Source organism: Pedosphaera parvula Ellin514 (genome assembly GCF_000172555.1).
In the GTDB taxonomy this organism is placed as follows: Bacteria; Verrucomicrobiota; Verrucomicrobiia; order Limisphaerales; family Pedosphaeraceae; genus Pedosphaera.
Genome location: NZ_ABOX02000021.1, coordinates 26,820 through 45,091, shown reverse-complemented (window position 1 = coordinate 45,091; position 18,272 = coordinate 26,820). Strand labels below are relative to the sequence as shown.

The following is an 18,272-nucleotide window of genomic DNA, read 5'->3' as shown; positions in this document are numbered from 1 at the left end:
CTCGTTCGAATCAAAACCTGAAAAGAAAAACCGGAAGTCATTGCTGACCTCCGGTTTTTTCTGATTACTGCTTGCTAAACGACTTTAGGATTTGCTTCTGATGCGGTTCGTACCGCAAGTTCTCAACCTACTGTTTGAGAGTAATATTGTTCACCACTTCTTTGACGTTTGGAACGGCTTTGGCAATGTCTCCCGCAGCACTCTTTTGAGCCGCTGTATCCACAAAGCCACTCAACTGCACCGTCCCTTTCATGGTGGCAACCTTCACATCCGAGAACTTGTATTCCGTATTATTTGAAAGTGCCTTTTTAACATTCGCAGTAAGTGTCGTATCATCCACAGCTTCGCCAACTGTCCTATCGGTTGGGGTGACAACGACCGTGTTGGTATCGACGCTACTCGCAGTTTGATTATCCTTGTTGCAACCAGTCGCTGCCACGAATGGCAAGGCACTCAGGAAGGCGATAACGCCAAATACTTTTACTGACTCGAGCTTTTTTGCAGTTGTGTCTTTCATAAGTCTTTTAGTTTTTACGGTTATTCTCGACGCCTTCATCATTCCCCACACCTGAAACCTTGCGCAGTCTCCCGCACAATGTCCTTTAAAGCGTGGACCATGCCAGAACTTCTGAGCAGAACCGGCAAAAAGGTATCCGCTCCTAATTTACAGGACCTTACAAAAATCTGTATAGGTTCAACTCCCCAGCAAAAGCTCTCCCCGACAATAAATATCGTGGCATGTCTTCCGTTTCTCCCCGTGGAAAATGCAATGTCCTCAATCGTCCCTGTGTGCAAGTTGCAACCCAGCCTGCTCTTTCAAATCACCGCCTGCCCTGCCCATCCTTCGTGCTTCGAGCAAGCACTTCACGATTCCTCTCAAAACAAAAAACCGGAAGCCATTGCTGACTTCCGGTTCAGTTAATTTTTTTCGGTGTTTTTCTGCTTAGAACTTGCCGCCGTAGATGGCGTTCTTTCCGAGCAACTGCTCAATACGGAGCAATTGATTGTATTTCGCCACGCGATCCGTGCGGCTCAAGGAGCCGGTCTTGATCTGGCCGGCATTGGTTGCAACAGCGATGTCAGCAATCGTCGCATCTTCCGTTTCACCGGAGCGATGGCTGATAACCGCGGTGTAACCGTTTTCCTTTGCGAGTTCGACGGCATCCAATGTTTCGGTGAGGGAACCAATCTGATTCACTTTCACGAGAATGGAATTCGCCACGCCCTGGTCGATGCCCTTGCGCAGGAACTTCACGTTGGTGACGAACAGATCGTCTCCGACGAGTTGCACCTTGTCACCGAGTTTGTCGGTGAGCTTCTTCCAGTTCGTCCAATCACCTTCGGCGCATCCGTCTTCGATGCTGACGATCGGATACTTCGCGCAAAGTTCAGCATAGAAATTCACCAGTTCATCGCCGGTCAACTTGCGTCCGCTGCTCTTCTTGAAGACGTAATTGCCATTGCCAGTGTAAAACTCGGAACTGGCGACGTCGAGTGCGAGGAAGATTTGTTTGCCGGCCTTGTAGCCCGCATCCTTCGTGGCTTGCAGAATCGTTTCCAGCGCAGCCTCGGCACTGTCGAGCTTCGGCGCAAAACCACCTTCGTCACCGACGGCAGTGGACAAGCCCTTCTTCTTCAACACTGATTTCAGCGCGTGGAAAATTTCCGTGATGGCGCGCAGCCCTTCCGAAAAAGTATTAAAACCTTTCGGGATGATCATGAATTCCTGGAAATCGATCGGCGCGTCCGAGTGGGCGCCACCATTGATGACATTCGCCATTGGGACCGGCAACACCTTGGCATTGGGTCCGCCCAGGTAACGAAACACTGGTTGACCGAGAGCCGCAGCAGCAGCCTTCGCGTTCGCGAGTGAAACTGCCAGGATGGCATTCGCGCCCAGCTTCGACTTGGTTTCCGTGCCGTCGAGTTCCAGCATGATGCGATCCACCGTCAATTGATCGAGAGCATCAACACCTTCGAGTTCGGGCAGAATCTTGTCCGTGACGTTCTTGACCGCCTTGCTGACACCTTTGCCGAGGTAACGCTTCGCATCACCATCGCGAAGTTCGAGCGCTTCATGCTCGCCAGTGCTGGCGCCGGATGGAACCGCGGCGCGACCGGCTGCGCCGCCTTCGAGGAGAACATCAACTTCAACCGTGGGATTGCCGCGGGAGTCGATGATCTCGCGGGCCTGAATGTCTAGAATCGTTGTCATAAATAAAATTGAGGGGGCATGATAAGTGCAGCTAAACCTGAGTCAAGCGCAGGCTTGATGCTCCGGAATGGCCTCTGATTACAAATAACGATTGCCTTCACCTGAAAACTTCGGTCTCCAAAGGTTGGAAAGCCAGCGGTAAATAATTGGAAATTAAGGTTGATCACGCAGTGAGACGGATATTTTAATAGGCCTCCGTATGCCAGAAGCAAATCCAAGCATCGCCTATTTAACCGTCAAAATCTCACCCGAGGGAGTTTCGGAGGTTCACAATGGGCGGATAGCTGTCTTTCTGCGCAAGTCAGAGATTGACCGTATGGTACTGACCTCTGGCAGCGGAGCAGAAAATCCGATTCCGCAGCTTATCCTCAGTGTGGTTTTGCTTGCCATTGGCGCTTTCGGAATTATTCCACTGTTGGCAGGAAACTTTACCATGCTCCGGATCAAGTTTGGCTTTGGCGTTTTCGGCCTGATTGGGGCCTGGCTGGTTTGGGAAGCTTTAAGGAAGCAAACCTATCTGCTAATCCAAACGCGCTCGACCAAACGCAAGTTATTCTTCAAGGGAACCATAGAGCCCGAAGCCCTGGCAAAATTTCTCAAGTCAGCGGAGACAGATTTTGGATATGCCGTTGATTCCCATCATCGCCTTCCACCAGTAACCTGATCAACTCTCCGCCCTGACCGGATTGTAGAGTCTCCTCAACTAAGCCGGCTAACTGCTGCCTGATATTACGCAGCGTCCACTCCTGCCTAAGGTGTTCACCCACTTTCTAGCAGGCACTTTCACTCCTTATCATGCATCCTCGAAAGGCCGGAGAGTCTGTAACATGAAACTAAACGATCCGCCTCCTGGCTTCTGAACAGGATGGCGGCACCCGGCCCAGAAGTACATATATATGAATAATTTCGCGAGCCTGACTGAAGGTGCAAATCAAAAGCTCGAGTTGTTGGATTTTTTATTGGACGAAGAGGGTATTGGGGGGAATGAACAAAAATCCATTTCGCGACGGGCAAATCCGGATGAATATCCCCTCTCCTTTTCACAGAAACGTCTTTGGTTCCTGGATCAGTTGGAACCTGGCCCTCATTACAACGATCACTTCCACCTGCGCATTCAAGGTCCGCTCAACCCGGCATTCCTTCAGAAAAGCCTTGATGAAATCGTACGACGTCATGAAGTTTTGCGCGCCAGCTTCGTTGTTCAAAATGGCGAACCTGCTCAACGCATCGCACCTTCCTTAACTGTAGCCCTTCCGTTCGTGGATCTTAGCGCCATTCCAGAGTCCCTCCGCATGCAGGAGGCTACCCGCATCGCTGTGGAAGATGGCAAGGTTTTGTTCGACCTGGGCAATGGCCCGGTGTTCCGCGCGCAGTTGGTTCGCCTGGACGAAAGCGATCACCTGCTTCTGTTGACGCTGCATCATATCGCAATTGATGGCTGGTCACGGGGTGTATTCCTGAAGGAACTCACCGCCCTTTATGAGGCATTCAATGCCAGCCAACCCTCGCCACTGGCTCCACTCGCCATCCAATACGCAGACTTTGCCGCCTGGCAGCAGCAATTCGTGCAGGAGGAGGCGTTGGTCAGGCAGCTTGCTTACTGGAAACAGCAACTTACCGGGGCACCGGCCTTGCTGGAATGGCCCACAACCTTTCCTCGTCCCGCAATTCAAAGCTTTCGTGGCGCACGCAAGCCCATTCGGATTCCGAAGGCTACATCGCAAGGCCTTGCGACGCTGGGCAAGCAGGAAGGCTGCACGCTTTTCATGACCTTGCTCGCGGCCTTTCAAGTCCTCGCCGGACGCTACACCGGCCAGGAAGACATCGTTGTCGGTTCCCCCATTGCCAATCGCAATCGCGTCGAGATTGAAGGTCTTATCGGCTATTTTTTAAACACGCTGGTGCTGCGCACCAAACTTTCCGGCAATCCAACATTTCGTGAAGTGATGTCTCAGGTTCGCGAAGTTTCCCTGGCTGCGTACGCCAACCAGGACGTGCCTTACGAAAAACTAGTCGAGGAACTCCACCCAGCCCGTGATCAAAGTCACAATCCAGTCTTCCAGGTAATGTTCATTTTTCAGAACGCTCCGGCTCCGGCGTTAAGGACCAAAGAACTTGTCATCAGCCCGTTTGAAATCGATGCCGGCATTTCCAAATTTGATCTGACTTTCAACCTCGAGGAATCCCCCGAAGGCATCTTCGGCTGGATTGAATATGCCACCGACTTGTTTGACCATGCCGCGATCGACCGATTGATCGGGCATTACCAAACTCTACTCACCACCGCTGTGCGGGAACCGAATCTTCCCATCGCCCAATTACCAATCCTAACACCCTCTGAAAAGCAGCAACTGTTCACAGAATGGAACGACACGCTCACCGATTATCCGCGAAATATTTGCATCCACCAGTTGTTTGAGGCCCAGGCAGCTCGCAACCCGCATTCCATGGCGGTGATATGTGGGGACTCCCAACTCACCTATGAGCAGGTAAACAAGCGGGCCAACCAACTTGCCCGGCATTTGCAATCGCTCGGAGTGTGTCCCGGAAAACTCGTGGCGATATGCGTCGAACGCTCAGCCGAGATGGTTATTGGCCTGCTCGGTATTCTCAAGGCTGGTGGCACTTATGCCCCGCTGGATCCAGCACTTCCCAGGGAGCGTCTGCAATTCATTCTACAAGATGCAGAGGCCAGTGTGGTGTTGACTCAAAGCGATCTCGTTCCCGATTTGAAGGAGCTTTTTGGTTCCGGTCCGATGAGTCCAACTCCGGTCTTACTGGATTCCAACGAAGGCGTCGCCACCTATTCCAGCGAGAACCTGCAAAGCAGCGCCGCTGCCGGAGATGTGGCTTACGTGATTTATACTTCAGGTTCCACCGGAAAACCCAAGGGTGTTGAAATCTCCCATCGCGCCGTCGTGAACTTTTTGGATTCAATGTCCCGCGAACCCGGCCTGACGGAAACGGACACCCTGCTCGCCGTCACCACGCTATCGTTTGATATCGCAGGACTGGAGTTATGGCTGCCGCTCACCTGTGGTGCCAAGGTTGTCATCGCCACCCGCGAGGTCACCCTGGATGGCAAACAGCTTGCCAGCCTGCTCGACCATGGTGGTGTCACCATCATGCAAGCCACACCCACGACTTGGCGTTTGCTGTTGGCCTCCGGTTGGAAAGGCAATCCCGGGCTCAGGATTCTTTGCGGCGGCGAAGCCTGGTCCTCTGAACTTGCAAATCAACTGCATGGCAAATGCGCATCGCTTTGGAATATGTATGGTCCAACCGAAACCACCATCTGGTCGGCCGCATCCAAGGTTGAGCCCGGTGATGAAGTGTTCATCGGTGCTCCCATCGCGAACACACAGTTTTACGTTCTGGATCGCAATCTGCAACCGGTCCCCATCGGTGTGCCGGGTGAACTATGGATTGGCGGTGAAGGACTCGCCCGGGGCTATCTCAAACGCCCCGAGTTAAGCCTGGAAAAATTCCTGCCCAATCCGTTCACCGACGAATCTGGAGCGCGCATGTATCGCACCGGCGATCTTGTGCGTTACCGTATGGATGGCAAAATCGAGTTTCTCGGTCGAATGGATTATCAGGTAAAAATCCGGGGCTTCCGCATAGAACTCGGTGAAATTGAATTGCTGCTCACCCAGCTTCCCACAGTGGTCCACGCGGTGGTCATCGCGCGCGAGGACACACCCGGTGATAAACGTCTGGTCGCCTACGTGGTGTCCAGAGACTCGGCCGCATCAAACAGCAGTGAGCTGCGCGATTATTTAAAGTCCAAACTTCCGGATTACATGGTTCCGTCCGCATTCGTGTTTCTCCCTGCCCTGCCGCTGACGCCGAACGGGAAGATTGATCGCCAAGCCCTGCCTGCACCGGAGCAGAATCGTCCTGAAGCCACCTCAATCTTCCTCGCACCACGCACACAGGTGGAGGAAACAATTGCCGCAATCTGGACGAAGGTCCTGCGGTTGGAAAAAGTGGGTGTGAACGACAGCTTTTTCGATCTCGGCGGCCACTCGCTGCTTATGGTGCAGGTGCACGCCAGGCTTTGTGAAGAGCTGAAGATCAACATCTCCATCGTGAGATTATTTCAATACCCAACCATCGGTTCACTGGCCCGGTATTTGAGCCAGGCTGCCACGGAATCCAAGCCGTTGCAGAAGGACCAGGATCGCGTCCGTTTGCAAAAGGAATCGTTCGCGCGCCGGCGGCCCGCAAACCGAAAATAATTTATGACAGAATCGAGTCTTGAAGGGATTGCCATTATTGGCATGGCAGGCCGTTTTCCTGGCGCCGCCAACATCCCCGAATTTTGGAAAAACCTCGTGAATGGAGTCGAATCCATCACCACCTTTACCGAAGCTGAACTGGCTGCCTCCGGTATGGATGTAACCGAACTCCGAAAGTCTCCCGGTTATGTGGCCTCTCGGGGAGTGTTGAAGGATGCCGAATACTTTGACGCCAACTTCTTTGGCATGAATCCAAAGGAGGCGGAAGTGACCGACCCGCAACAACGACTGTTTCTCGAAGCCTCCTGGGAAGCACTGGAGGACGCGGGTTACGATGCCGGGAGGTTTACTGAAGTCATTGGCGTGTATGCCGGCATGGGCAACAGCTCCTATCTGTGGAACAACGTCCAACCCCGCCCGGATCTGGTTGACTCGGTCGGTGAAATGGTCGCCATGATGGGCAATGAAAAAGATTTCCTGGCGAGCCGGGTTGCCTTCAAATTGAACTTGAAAGGCCCTGCAATCAGCGTCAACACCGCCTGTTCCACGTCACTGGTGGCGGTGTGCCAGGCGTGCCATAGCCTGCTCAATTATCAATGTGACCTGGCGCTTGCCGGCGGTATCTCAATCACTTTTCCACAGAAGCGCATTTTCCACTTTCAGGAGGGAGGCATCGTTTCGCCCGATGGGCATTGCCGCGCTTTCGATGCGCAAGCCCAAGGCACTGTCTCCAGCGATGGCCTGGGTATCGTGGTGTTAAAACGTCTGGCTGAGGCATTGCAGGATGGCGACCAGATTTACGCCGTTATCAGGGGAGTTGGTCTGAATAATGATGGCTCGTCGAAAGGCAGTTTTTCGGCCCCGAGTGTCGATGGCCAGGCTGATGCAATCACCCAGGCGCAGACATTCGCAGGATTCGATCCTGCCACAATTTCTTATGTTGAGGCTCACGGCACCGGCACCCCGCTCGGAGACCCGATTGAGATCACCGGTCTCACACAGGCATTCCGCACCGGCACGGATCAAAAGCAATTCTGCGCCATCGGGTCGGTGAAAACGAACATCGGACATCTGGATACCGCTGCCGGTGTGGCCGGGTTGATCAAGACTGCACTCGCTCTTAAGAATAAACAGATTCCTCCAAGCTTGCATTATGCGCGGGCGAATCCTCGAATCGATTTTGAGAACAGTCCTTTCTATGTGAATTCCACTCTAACCGAATGGAAGGCTGGCGCGACTCCCAGGCGAGCCGGAGTCAGTTCCTTCGGTTTAGGCGGCACCAATGCTCACGTCGTGCTTGAAGAAGCTCCAGTGACAGAACCTTCAAGTCCCTCTCGCGAATGCCAACTCCTGGTTCTTTCCGCCAAAACCGATTCTGCGCTGAATGCGGCGACCTCCAGTCTGGCTGCCTGCCTCGAAGCAAATCCGCTCCTCAACGTCGCGAATGCAGCTTTTACGCTGCAGACCGGTCGTGCTGTGCTGAACCATCGCCGAGCCCTGGTCTGCCGGAATGGAGCAGATGCCGCTGCCGCACTGAAGTTGCTGGATTCGAAGCGTGTCTTCACTCAGCACAGCGAAGTCAAGGATGCACCTGTTGTTTTCATGTTTCCGGGACAGGGCGCGCAGTACGTGAACATGGGCTCAGAACTCTATCGCACCGAACCGGTTTTCAGGGATGAAGTCGATGCGTGTTCCAAGGTGCTCCAACCCCTGATTGGACTGGATTTGCGTCAGGTGCTTTTTCCACAACCGGAACAAGTCCAGTCCGCCGAAGAACTATTGATTCAGACCCGTATCACCCAGCCCGCCTTGTTCGTCATCGAATACGCCCTGGCAAAACTTTGGATGTCCTGGGGCATCAAACCTCAGGCAATGATCGGTCATAGCGTGGGTGAATATGTGGCGGGCTGCATTGCCGGAGTATTCACATTGCAGGAAGCCCTGGTGCTGGTGGCAAGCCGCGCGCACCTGGTCCAGGCGCAACCCGGCGGTTCAATGCTCGCGGTGCGGTTGCCCGAAAAAGACGTATTGCCCATGCTGGGCAGTGAACTCTCCATCGCGGCGATTAATTCCCCTTCCCTGTGCGTTGTGTCCGGACCGTATTCTGCCATCGAACAGTTCGAAGCTGCGTTGAAGGAAAAAGGCATTGCCGGCAAGCGACTCAATACTTCCCATGCATTTCATTCCTCGATGATGGATCCAGTAATTGGACCGTTCACCGAGCTGCTGAAAAAAGTTCTGCTCAAGGAGCCCGCCATTCCTTATGTGTCCAATGCCACTGCGAAATGGATTACCACCGCTCAGGCCGTCGATCCTCATTACTGGGCGGCCCACGTGCGGCAGGCTGTCCGCTTTGCCGATGGTGTCGCCGAATTGCTGCGGAATCCGCAAGCCATACTCCTGGAGGTTGGCCCGGGCACTACGCTGACCAACCTGGCCCGGCAACACCCTGCAAAATCGTCTGAGCAGAGCGTGGTCGCCTCATTGACCGGTACCAAAGGGCAGGAAATACCATCCATGCTCAACGCACTCGGCAGACTCTGGCTGGCCGGTGCATCAGTGGATTGGAATGGTTTTTACCAGCAGGAAAAACGCCACCGGGTGACTCTGCCCACCTACCCATTCGAAAGAAAACGTTTTTATGCGGAACCTGCCCGGCGCGTCCGCACTCAAATCGCATTGGAAATTACAAGCAACGCTGACGAGACTGAAATTCGGGCCGCTGAGTCACCCGCCGATATCACCGCCGCGACGCTCACCCGAAAGGACCGGATCATCGGCCAGTTATTGTCTCAACTGCAGGAACTCTCTGGTGCAAACCTGACCGGCCTGGCTCCGTCAACAAGTTTTGCCGAACTGGGTTATGACTCCTTGTTTCTTGCCCAGCTTAGCCAGAACCTTCAAAAGAAGTATGGTGTCAAAGTCACCTTCCGGCAGCTTTCAGAGCAGTTCTCCACCCTTGACACCTTGGCCGCCTACCTCGACAGCCAAATGCCGGCAGATGCCTCGCCGACACTACAACCGGTTGCCGCCAGGACATCGTTCGATCAGAAAGCCATCTCTCAGGATAGGTCATGGCAAACGCTCTTAAAAGCCAAGCAGGCGCAGCTGGTGGCTTTGACCAAAGAAGTGGAAATGCTGCAACGAATGGGCTCCGTTCAGCCCGCATCACCAACCTCAACCAGCGAGGAATCGAAAGCTCAAGGCGATCTGCGCACCACCTTCACCGAGCCGGGCATTGCCACGCCAGTAACTCTGCCGCTCACCGCTGGCCAACTCGAACTTTGGCTTGGCACGCAATGGGGCGAGGATGCTTCCCGGGCGATGAATCATTCCTTCTCGATTCACTTGCGCGGTTCCACAAATCTAAAAGCTCTGCGCGAAACCATCCAGGAGATGGTGGATCGTCACGATGCTTTGCGGATGACTTTCCAACCGGATGGTTCAGCTCAACGCACTCAGCCATCCTTGCTCCTCGAGGTTCCACTTAGTGACTTTTCGGCTCTTGCTGAAACGGAGCGCAACCATGAACTGCAAGCGACAGAAAAGGAACAAAGCGATCGATCATTTGACCTGCTCAATGGCCCTCTCCTGCGCGTCCAAATAATCAAATTATCGGAAGATCATCATGTGCTCCTGCTTGCCTCCCATCATCTGATCATGGATGGCTGGTCCATCAGTGTGGTGTTTCACGAGCTGAAGACAATTTATTCCGCAAAGATCCAGGACGTGTCGGCAAAACTGGAGCCCGCCATGCAATTCCGGAACTATGTACAATGGGAAAAATCCAGGGACAACAGCTCCGCCACGGCGAATTCAGAAGCGTACTGGTTGAGCCGATTCGCCAGTCCACCCGCTGCCATTGAACTGCCGACGACTCGGCCACGGCCGCCAGTCAAAACGTACAAGGCGGCGCATCAAAGCGTGAAATTCGATCCGGCGCTTTATCAGACTCTCAAACAAGCATGCGTCCGCGAGGGCTGCACCTTGTTTGCCTACCTGTTTGCCAGCATCAATGTCTGGCTGCATCGGCTCAGCGGACAAACTGATCTGGTGGTGGGTGTTCCTGCCGCAGGGCAGATTGCGGTGGGTGAGGTGCATCCCGGCAACAAATTCCTGGTAGGCCATTGCGTCAATCTGCTGCCCATCCGCAGCCAATGTGCCGGCGAAATGACCTTCAAAGATTATCTTCGGGAGGTGAAGCGTCTGGTTTTGGATGCGCACGAGCACCAGCAGTTCACCTTCGCCAATTTGGTCAGCAAATTGAACCTCCCGCGTGATACCAGCCGGATGCCGCTGGTATCGGTGACTTTCAATCTAAACCGGGCCGCGGCGGGATTCCACATGGAAGGCGTGGAGTCGCAAATCATCTCCCTGCCCAAGGGATTTAACATTTTCGATCTCACCGTGGACGTGATTGACTCGGACAAGGACATCACCATTGATTGCCGTTTCAACACCGATTTGTTTGATGCACAAACTTTGGGAACGTGGTTAAACCATTGGAAAACGTTGCTAACTGCGACCATGGCCGATGCGGCAAAGCCGGTCAGTTCCATTCCCATTCTGAACGCGAGTGATTGCAAACAGATTCTACAAGACTGGAATGACACCCGACAGGATTATCCTCGCAATCAATGCGTTCATCAGTTGGTGGAAGCCGCGGCAGCCGAAACTCCAAACGCCGCGGCAGTGGTGTTCGATGGAAAATGTCTGACTTATCAGGAACTGAATAGACGGGCAAACCGGTTGGCGCATTACCTCAAAAGGAACGGTGTTGGTCCGGATGTCCTGGTAGGCCTATGCGTGGAGCGTTCTCTTGAAATGGTCATTGGCCTGCTCGGAATCTTGAAAGCTGGAGGCGCGTATCTGCCACTTGATCCCGAATATCCGATGGAACGCGTTGCCTTCATCTTACAGGATGCCAAGGCACCAGTTCTTCTGACCCAGCAATCCTTGCTCCGTAAATTGCCCGTAATCGCGCCGTCAACCGACGGGACCTCACAGGTTCAAAACCGTGCCGTGTTTTGCCTCGATCCAGATCTCTCAGCCATCCCGGAGAGAAATGAAGAAAATCCTGTCTGTGCAACGACTCAGGAAAATCTTGCCTATGTGCTTTATACCTCGGGTTCGACCGGTCAACCCAAAGGAGTGCAAATTCCCCACCGCGCACTGGTAAACTTTTTAACCAGCACGCAGCAGGAGCCCGGGATGAAAGCCTCGGATGTTTTGCTGGCTGTGACCACGCTTTCGTTCGATATAGCGGGCTTGGAATTGTGGCTGCCACTCACGGTGGGGGCAAAAGTGGTGATCGCCAGATCTGCTGCCGCCCTGGATGGGAAGCAACTCATCCGGTTGCTTGCTCAATGCCATGCCACGGTGATGCAAGCGACACCCGTAACGTGGCGCATGCTTCTGGAGGCAGGTTGGGCCGGCAATCCCAAACTGAATATTCTCTGTGGCGGTGAAGTCTGGTCGGAAGATCTGGTAAAACAATTGCTGCCCAAATGCGCGTCACTTTGGAATATGTATGGCCCGACTGAAACGACCATCTGGTCGGCGGTTGACCGTATTCAGTCTCCGGAAACACCCGTGATTGGCCGCCCGATGGCTAACACGCAGTTTTATGTCCTCGGCCCGGAAATGCAACCGGTTGCCGTGGGCGTACCGGGCGAACTGCACATTGGCGGCGAGGGTTTGGCGCGCGGTTATCACAAAAGGGAACAGCTTACGGCTGAAAAGTTCATCAAGGATCCATTCAATGCCGAGCCCAATGCGCGTCTATATAAGACAGGCGATCTTGTCCGTTATCGCCGTGATGGTAAAATTGAATTCCTCAGTCGCATCGACAATCAAGTCAAGATTCGTGGTTACCGGATTGAATTGGGAGAGATCGAAACAATTCTGCGCCAACACCCGTACGTGCGTGATTGTGTGCTCGCGGCCAGGAATGGCCCCGCCGGGGAAAAGCGATTGATCGGCTATGTTGTCCTCCGACCATCGCCCGTTTCAATCACCAGTGAATTGCGCAGCTTCCTGAAGGAGAGATTACCCGATTACATGGTGCCCTCAGTGTTCGTGACCTTGGAAGCATTGCCGCTGACGCCGAACGGAAAGGTGGATAGGAAAGCTCTGCCGGAACCGGGTGCAAAATCCGAGACTGACAATTTCGTGGCGCCTGAAACATCCACGCAAAAGGCTCTGGCAGAAATCTGGTGCGAGATCCTCAAGCTTAAACGGATTGGCATTCACGACAATTTCTTCGAGCTGGGTGGGGATTCCTTAATCGCAACTCAACTCATGGCGAGACTTGCAGAACTGCTCGAAATTGAGATCACCATGCGCGATATTTTCGAGGTCCCCACCATAGCTGCCATGAGTGACTGGTTGGAGAAGATAACTGTCGAAATGGCCTGATCTTACGACGTGCCCTCTGATGGACAGTCATGCTGAAACTGTAAGTTGAGAGCTGAGTGAGCGGTTCGCATGATTGCAAAGTCTAAGGAACTCTTGCGTTAACATCTCCATCGCAACTGAGCTTTCGAACAGGTAATTGTCAAAGGCAGTCCATTCAGTAGAACCAGGATGAACCGACCCGATTGCTCAAAGCGACTTGGCCCCGTCGAAGGTGACTGTTGCCGTGTGCTGTGGAAGCTGCTGTTTGAGTTGAGCACAACTCTCGGCAGCTTTTCCGGTTAGAAACACCCGGCCAAGAATGTTTTCGCGCCGCACAGGGCCATAAGAGCGCCCGTCGATGCTCATCGGGCGGTTATCTCCCAAAACAAAAAATTGGTCCACTCCGAGGGTGATAAACTCTTCTTTTATCTGGGAGTAAGTGTAGGTATGGGTGCCGGGAGTGAGGTATGGCTCTGAGATTTTGCGCCCGTTTACAAACACTCGTCCATTTTTGAAATGAATGGACTCTCCCGGCAAGGCAATCACTCGTTTGACGGAAAATCCATGGTCGCCGGGGTCGACGAACACCACCACATCGCCGCGTTCCGGCGCGTGCTCACGAAAAGCGCAGCGATTTAAAAAATAATGAGCATGGTCGTCGAGAGTTGGGGCCATGCTGATGCCATCCACCTGAAACGGTTGAAAGAAGTTGCGAGTAATTACGAACTGGGCTGTGATACCAAGAATAGCCATCAGTAAAAACAGGCCCAGACGGTTAAGGCTTTTAGACATGCGGCCGAAGGTGTTCTTTGGCTGTGGATAACAAATTTCTTTTGGCGGACAGTGATTTTCCCAGGCAGGAAACAAAACCGATTGCAGCCCCAGTTCGTCGTACTCAATTTGCGGAATCACGATGAACATCAATACTTTATGTTCAGCGGGAAACAAAATTGAATAACTACGGAAACTCGTCGGTTTGATTACGGATAATGGTTCAGGAAGCAGCCTCTCATTACAAAGCCTGCTCAGTTTTATACTGGCAATAAAGCAGGAGAAAAATACTGTTTGAATAGTTCAATTACTATGAACATTTGGAAAGTGAGCTGGGATTTGCCGGGATCGCCAGAATGTTCAGTTGGAAAATTGGACTGCCAATTTGATATTAGTGTCATAAACACATCGACAAAACCGGCGTTGAGAGATAAATCAGATAAACACTTCAAGCAGCAATAGAAGGACAGCAATCAAACATTTATTAAAACCATGACATCAGCCCTCTCCTATCTGAGCCAAGCCACTGACAAACTTCGTTCCCTCGGTATCTTTAAAGAGGAACCGAAAAGTGATGAAGCCGTTGCACTGGTGGAAAAGGTGCAGGATCTGGATCCCGCCAAGACGCTGATCATCGCCCGGATGCTGCATAGTGCGACGACTTTCAACAGCGTGGTGCGCGAGCAGATCACCAGTGCGCCCATTGATGCCAACTACCTGAAAATCACCAAGGGTTTTGATTCCATTCGTGACGATGCAAAGATGTTGGTCATGCACATGGAGGATGGCAAGGTGGATTGGAAGGAGCGCATCCAGCAAGCCGCGATGAAAATGACCCGTGGCACCATTCACAGTCGCTTTACAAAGATTGAAGAGCAGTACAAAAGCACCGTAAAGAACACTGGTGAGCAGCTCAAACGTGAAGAAGTTATCATCGAAGCCTACATGGACTTTCGTGGGGGTGTCAAAGCGGCGGAGCTGGCTTCCTATGAGCTTTTGGAACTGCAGGATGCCAAGGTAAAGGATGCCAAAGCCACCTTGCAGACCGCGCAAACAGCAGTTGAAGCGGCCACTGAACCAAAGGCTAAAAGTGGTGCCGAACTGACACGCGATGAAGCGCTCCGCAGCGTTCAACGCGAGGAGGATCGCCACCGCATCCTGAAACTGATCGCGGAAAACCTGACGATTGCATACAACACGGGCGACATCATCGTGGAGAAGATTCGCCAGACTCATGGCTGCAAGGAAGCGGTCTATCAGCAAGCCGTCACATTTTTTACCACCAACAGCCAGACGTTCACCGGACTGGATGCAGCACTCACCGCTGAAACGGGATTGCATAGCGCCACCGGGACATTGGAAGCGATGAAGGCTGGGGCTAATCAGAGTTTGGAAGTGCTCGCCGAGATTAGTGGAAAGACAGGCGAGGCAGCTTTAAAGGCTGCTTATGGGCCGACCATCAAAGCTGAATCGGTCAAGAAGCTGGTTGATGCTGTGGTGGATTTCCAGACCAAGAGCGTTCAGATTATCCAGGAGGCAGAGAAGGCGAGCACCGAGAACGCGCAGGCCATCGCCACTCTCGTGGAAGATGCCAAGAAGCGCCAGGCGGAAATCGTTCTGGCCAACGCCCTGAAAACTTAGTCCTGCACTCTCATGCCCGCTCAACAGGACCTGCAGACGTTGATGCATCTGATGGATCTCTCCGAGGATGCGGAGGGGAAAGCCAAACAGACTGCCAACAAGCTGGCAAGCGCCATGGAAGATGAGGCGCAAGTGCTCGCCGTCAAATTGCGCGATGTCTACCGGCAACAAGGACGCGACATCAGCGACGACGCCATCCAGGCCGGCGTAAGCAGCTACCTGGCACAGCGGCATAGGCACCTGCCCAAAGGCACATCGTGGGTAAGATTTGTGGGCGCGCTCTGGATGCAGCGCACCATTCTGCTCATTGTAATGTCGGTCATGCTGGGACTCGTGGCGTTTGCAGGCATTACCGGAGGACTCGTTTACTCTGGCATGCGCTCCAAGGCATTGGAAGGAATCCATGCCACGGCAAGACAAGCTGAAAACTATCGCAACCAGTGGCAGCAGCGTTTTGCCCAACTGACCCAACTCTCCACTCAGGCAGCACGCAATCAACGCCTCATCCAACCCGCCCTCGCGACCTTTTTAGATCGTAACCGACAACCAAGCGCTGTCATCTTGACGACAGAAAAAGGAAATCTCGAGGAGCTATCCCGCCAACAGTCGCAACTTTTGGCTTCGGAACAAAAATGGAGGCAAAATGCCGAAGCGGTTCAGACTGACTTGGAAAAGGCCAAATCACTGGATCAGGTGGAGAATCGTTACCGGATGTTAATCGATGTCAATGCCACGGAAAAGGAATCACCTCACGCCGCGGAAATAGAAGTGGCTTTAAAGAACGGTGATCTAGCAGCCGCCACCCAGGCAGTCCACGCCATTGAAGCCGACATCAACCGGAAGCAGGCCGAGGCAGCCAATGCACGCGCGCTCGCTGCTGCCAAAACAAGAGTTACGGAGCTGCTGCAAAAGCTGGCAGGTGTTGCTAAAGAGCCCGCGCCGGTCCAGCGGTTCGAGCATGAAGTCCAGGTTGCGGGTGATGATACCCGACTGCTCAACCATGTCGGGGACGACATTCAAAAAACAACCCAGTGGATTGCGAAGGATTACACTTATCGGATTGTTATGCGACAGGGGCAAAAGACCGCTTTCGTGCGCACCGAACATGATTCCGGTGCCAAGGCTTACTACGTGATTGTTGAAGCCATCGACGCCTTTGGTCAGGCTGCAGAAAAACCAGTCATCGACCGCGAGAATCAAAAAGTCACCAGCACACGCATGTGGGGCGAAGAGATTACGGCGGAGGATTATGAGCAAATCAAGTCGGAGAAGCTCAAGAAGGCCACTTTGAGCCAGCCAATATTCGCCGTAAAACCGGCGGGCTATGAGGAGCCGCAGGATTTCAACTACCATGCGCAGCATCGCCAGGCCACCCGTTGGTAATAACCTGAATCCATCATGATTAGAGGAACCGATCTCATTGAAAAGCTGTCCGACCAGATGCAGGGCTACTACCAGGGCGCTGCTGAGGAACAACAGCAGATTGCGGCCCTTGAACAACAGGTGGCAGCCCTTACCCTGAAGCGAACCAATTTGTTTTTAAGCTTCGCGGAACATGAAATTGCCACGGATGACACAAAGAGCCTGGTGCGCGTCCTGGGTGATAGCGCACTGAAGGTGCAGGAACTTGTTGCGCATCGTAGAGAACGCCTCAATGGCATCGACGCTGAAACGCAGCAAAAATCTCAGATTCTGGAAGCTGCCAAGATCACTCTCAAAGCATCCGAGGAACGACGGATCAAAGCGGTCGAGGTCGAAAAAGCCGCATTTGCGGAGGCTGAGAAGCTTGCCGATGCAGACAATGCGGTAAGCGACCTCGCAAAAAAGCTGGCGCCGGTCTGCGCACGACGGGCCATAGTGGAGCGTCGCCTGGCGGATGCGAAGAAGAACTGGGAGGATAAGAAACAGGCTTACGATAAAGATGCGGTTTTCTCGTATCTTAGGAAACAGGTGGAATCAGCCAAACCAGGAACACCACCTGGGCTCGTGGCAAAAGTTGATGGGTGGTTGGCACAAAAGACAGGCTTTTCCGAGAGCATCGGTCATTATAATGACTTGAAGGAGCTCCCTGCCCTGCTCACAGGCCTGCTGGAAAAAGTGAAGGCGGAAGAGGGAGCTCTTCAGGCACAATACAGCCAGATTCGCAGCCAAATCATCAAAGATTACAAGCCACGAGCCGAAGCCGAGGCGGTTTCGCTTAAAGCCAAGGAGGAGTTGAAGCAGGCGGTTGCCGAGAGGGACAAGGTCCTGGCCGAGTTACAGAATCTTAATAGTGAACACCAAATGCTGTTATCGCAAAAAGATCCGGATTTTGTGAATGCCCGGAAGTTATTAGCTGATGCGGTCCAACAATTCGGCAGCATCTCGAGCAGTCTGCCAGAGATGCGGCAAGTCCAGATGGAGGCTAAAAGCATCGGGGAAGAAATTGACCGGCTTCGTTCCAATGCCGCCGGACACAAAACGCGTCTGCAGCAACTGAACGAATGGACCCAGCGCACGGCGGAGTTGAAAGGAAATGTCGAGGAGCGAAACTGGAATCGACGCAAGGTCTGGTTTAGTGATGATTACGCGAGTGACAATTACATCCAGCAAAGCATTGTAAATAACTTTAGCCTCATGGCCCTTATGGCGTTGTGGGAAAACAACCACACCGTTGAGCGGGAAACCGTCCAGAGTTATAGGAATGATGGAGGTTGGGGTTCGCCGGGTTTTGGCGGCTCAAGCCATTCGTCGAGTTCCAATTCTGATTGGAGTTCGGCTGCGAGTTCCGGCGGCTCCTCATCCAGCTCGGATTCCGGTTCATGGTCCACGAGCAGCAGCACGGATAGCAGCAGTAGCAGCGGCAGTTGGTCCACGACGGATTCCGTGTAACGGATTTCCACCACTCCTCGAAATGAATGTAGGCAACGGATCGAGCAATTCTATCCCTCATCCACCCCTGGCCTCAATGAAGTGCGAAGTTTGGCATCCCTTGGAGGGAAATTAGTATTGCAGAATTTGCAAAAAAA

Annotated in this window: 9 protein-coding genes; 6 read left to right on the top strand and 3 right to left on the bottom strand. The window is 53.1% G+C overall.

What is annotated here, in order from left to right; translation table 11 throughout:
- Window positions 1–127: 127 nt before the first annotated feature.
- Both CFLAV_RS16640 and eno read right to left on the bottom strand, forming a co-directional pair.
- On the bottom strand, window positions 128–517 hold the full coding sequence (locus tag CFLAV_RS16640) for a BON domain-containing protein (RefSeq protein ID WP_007415942.1): 390 nt from the start codon (window positions 515–517) through the stop codon (window positions 128–130).
- A gap of 426 nt (window positions 518–943) precedes the next feature.
- Window positions 944–2,215, bottom strand: a complete 1,272-nt coding sequence (eno, locus tag CFLAV_RS16630) for a phosphopyruvate hydratase (RefSeq protein ID WP_007415940.1) — start codon at window positions 2,213–2,215, stop codon at window positions 944–946.
- 199 nt (window positions 2,216–2,414) lie between these two features.
- Here eno and CFLAV_RS16625 point away from each other — a divergent pair, with 199 nt between their 5' ends.
- From CFLAV_RS16625 to CFLAV_RS32505, 3 genes are all read left to right on the top strand, one after another.
- Window positions 2,415–2,879, top strand: a complete 465-nt coding sequence (locus CFLAV_RS16625) for a hypothetical protein (protein WP_007415939.1) — start codon at window positions 2,415–2,417, stop codon at window positions 2,877–2,879.
- Window positions 2,880–3,111: 232 nt separating this feature from the next.
- Window positions 3,112–6,456: a non-ribosomal peptide synthetase gene (locus CFLAV_RS16620; RefSeq protein WP_007415938.1), complete on the top strand. Its 3,345-nt coding sequence runs from the start codon at window positions 3,112–3,114 to the stop codon at window positions 6,454–6,456.
- A 3-nt stretch (window positions 6,457–6,459) separates the two neighbouring features.
- Window positions 6,460–12,873 (top strand): hybrid non-ribosomal peptide synthetase/type I polyketide synthase, encoded by a 6,414-nt coding sequence (locus CFLAV_RS32505; protein WP_007415937.1) that lies wholly within the window; start codon window positions 6,460–6,462, stop codon window positions 12,871–12,873.
- 186 nt (window positions 12,874–13,059) lie between these two features.
- Here CFLAV_RS32505 and lepB read toward each other — a convergent pair whose 3' ends face one another.
- Window positions 13,060–13,773 carry a signal peptidase I gene (gene lepB, locus CFLAV_RS32500; RefSeq protein WP_007415936.1) on the bottom strand — a complete coding sequence of 238 codons (714 nt, stop codon included), beginning with the start codon at window positions 13,771–13,773 and terminating at the stop codon, window positions 13,060–13,062.
- 342 nt (window positions 13,774–14,115) lie between these two features.
- Between lepB and CFLAV_RS16600 the strand changes: the two genes are divergently transcribed.
- The 3 genes from CFLAV_RS16600 to CFLAV_RS16590 are packed head-to-tail and all read left to right on the top strand — an operon-like array spanning window position 14,116 to window position 18,135.
- Window positions 14,116–15,264 (top strand): hypothetical protein, encoded by a 1,149-nt coding sequence (locus CFLAV_RS16600; RefSeq protein ID WP_007415935.1) that lies wholly within the window; start codon window positions 14,116–14,118, stop codon window positions 15,262–15,264.
- Window positions 15,265–15,276: 12 nt separating this feature from the next.
- Window positions 15,277–16,647: a DUF6384 family protein gene (locus CFLAV_RS16595; protein WP_007415934.1), complete on the top strand. Its 1,371-nt coding sequence runs from the start codon at window positions 15,277–15,279 to the stop codon at window positions 16,645–16,647.
- Window positions 16,648–16,662: 15 nt separating this feature from the next.
- Complete coding sequence (locus CFLAV_RS16590; protein WP_007415933.1) at window positions 16,663–18,135, top strand: coiled-coil domain-containing protein; 1,473 nt, start codon at window positions 16,663–16,665, stop codon at window positions 18,133–18,135.
- Window positions 18,136–18,272 lie beyond the last annotated feature (137 nt).

Bases quoted from the DNA above. Each gene is read 5' to 3' on its own strand.
- lepB (WP_007415936.1), bottom strand. From the start codon at position 13,773: ATGTTCATCGTGATTCCGCAAATTGAGTACGACGAACTGGGGCTGCAA.
- CFLAV_RS16640 (WP_007415942.1), bottom strand. From the start codon at position 517: ATGAAAGACACAACTGCAAAAAAGCTCGAGTCAGTAAAAGTATTTGGC.
- CFLAV_RS16625 (WP_007415939.1), top strand. From the start codon at position 2,415: ATGCCAGAAGCAAATCCAAGCATCGCCTATTTAACCGTCAAAATCTCA.
- CFLAV_RS16595 (WP_007415934.1), top strand. From the start codon at position 15,277: ATGCCCGCTCAACAGGACCTGCAGACGTTGATGCATCTGATGGATCTC.
- CFLAV_RS16600 (WP_007415935.1), top strand. From the start codon at position 14,116: ATGACATCAGCCCTCTCCTATCTGAGCCAAGCCACTGACAAACTTCGT.
- eno (WP_007415940.1), bottom strand. From the start codon at position 2,215: ATGACAACGATTCTAGACATTCAGGCCCGCGAGATCATCGACTCCCGC.
- CFLAV_RS16590 (WP_007415933.1), top strand. From the start codon at position 16,663: ATGATTAGAGGAACCGATCTCATTGAAAAGCTGTCCGACCAGATGCAG.
- CFLAV_RS32505 (WP_007415937.1), top strand. From the start codon at position 6,460: ATGACAGAATCGAGTCTTGAAGGGATTGCCATTATTGGCATGGCAGGC.
- CFLAV_RS16620 (WP_007415938.1), top strand. From the start codon at position 3,112: ATGAATAATTTCGCGAGCCTGACTGAAGGTGCAAATCAAAAGCTCGAG.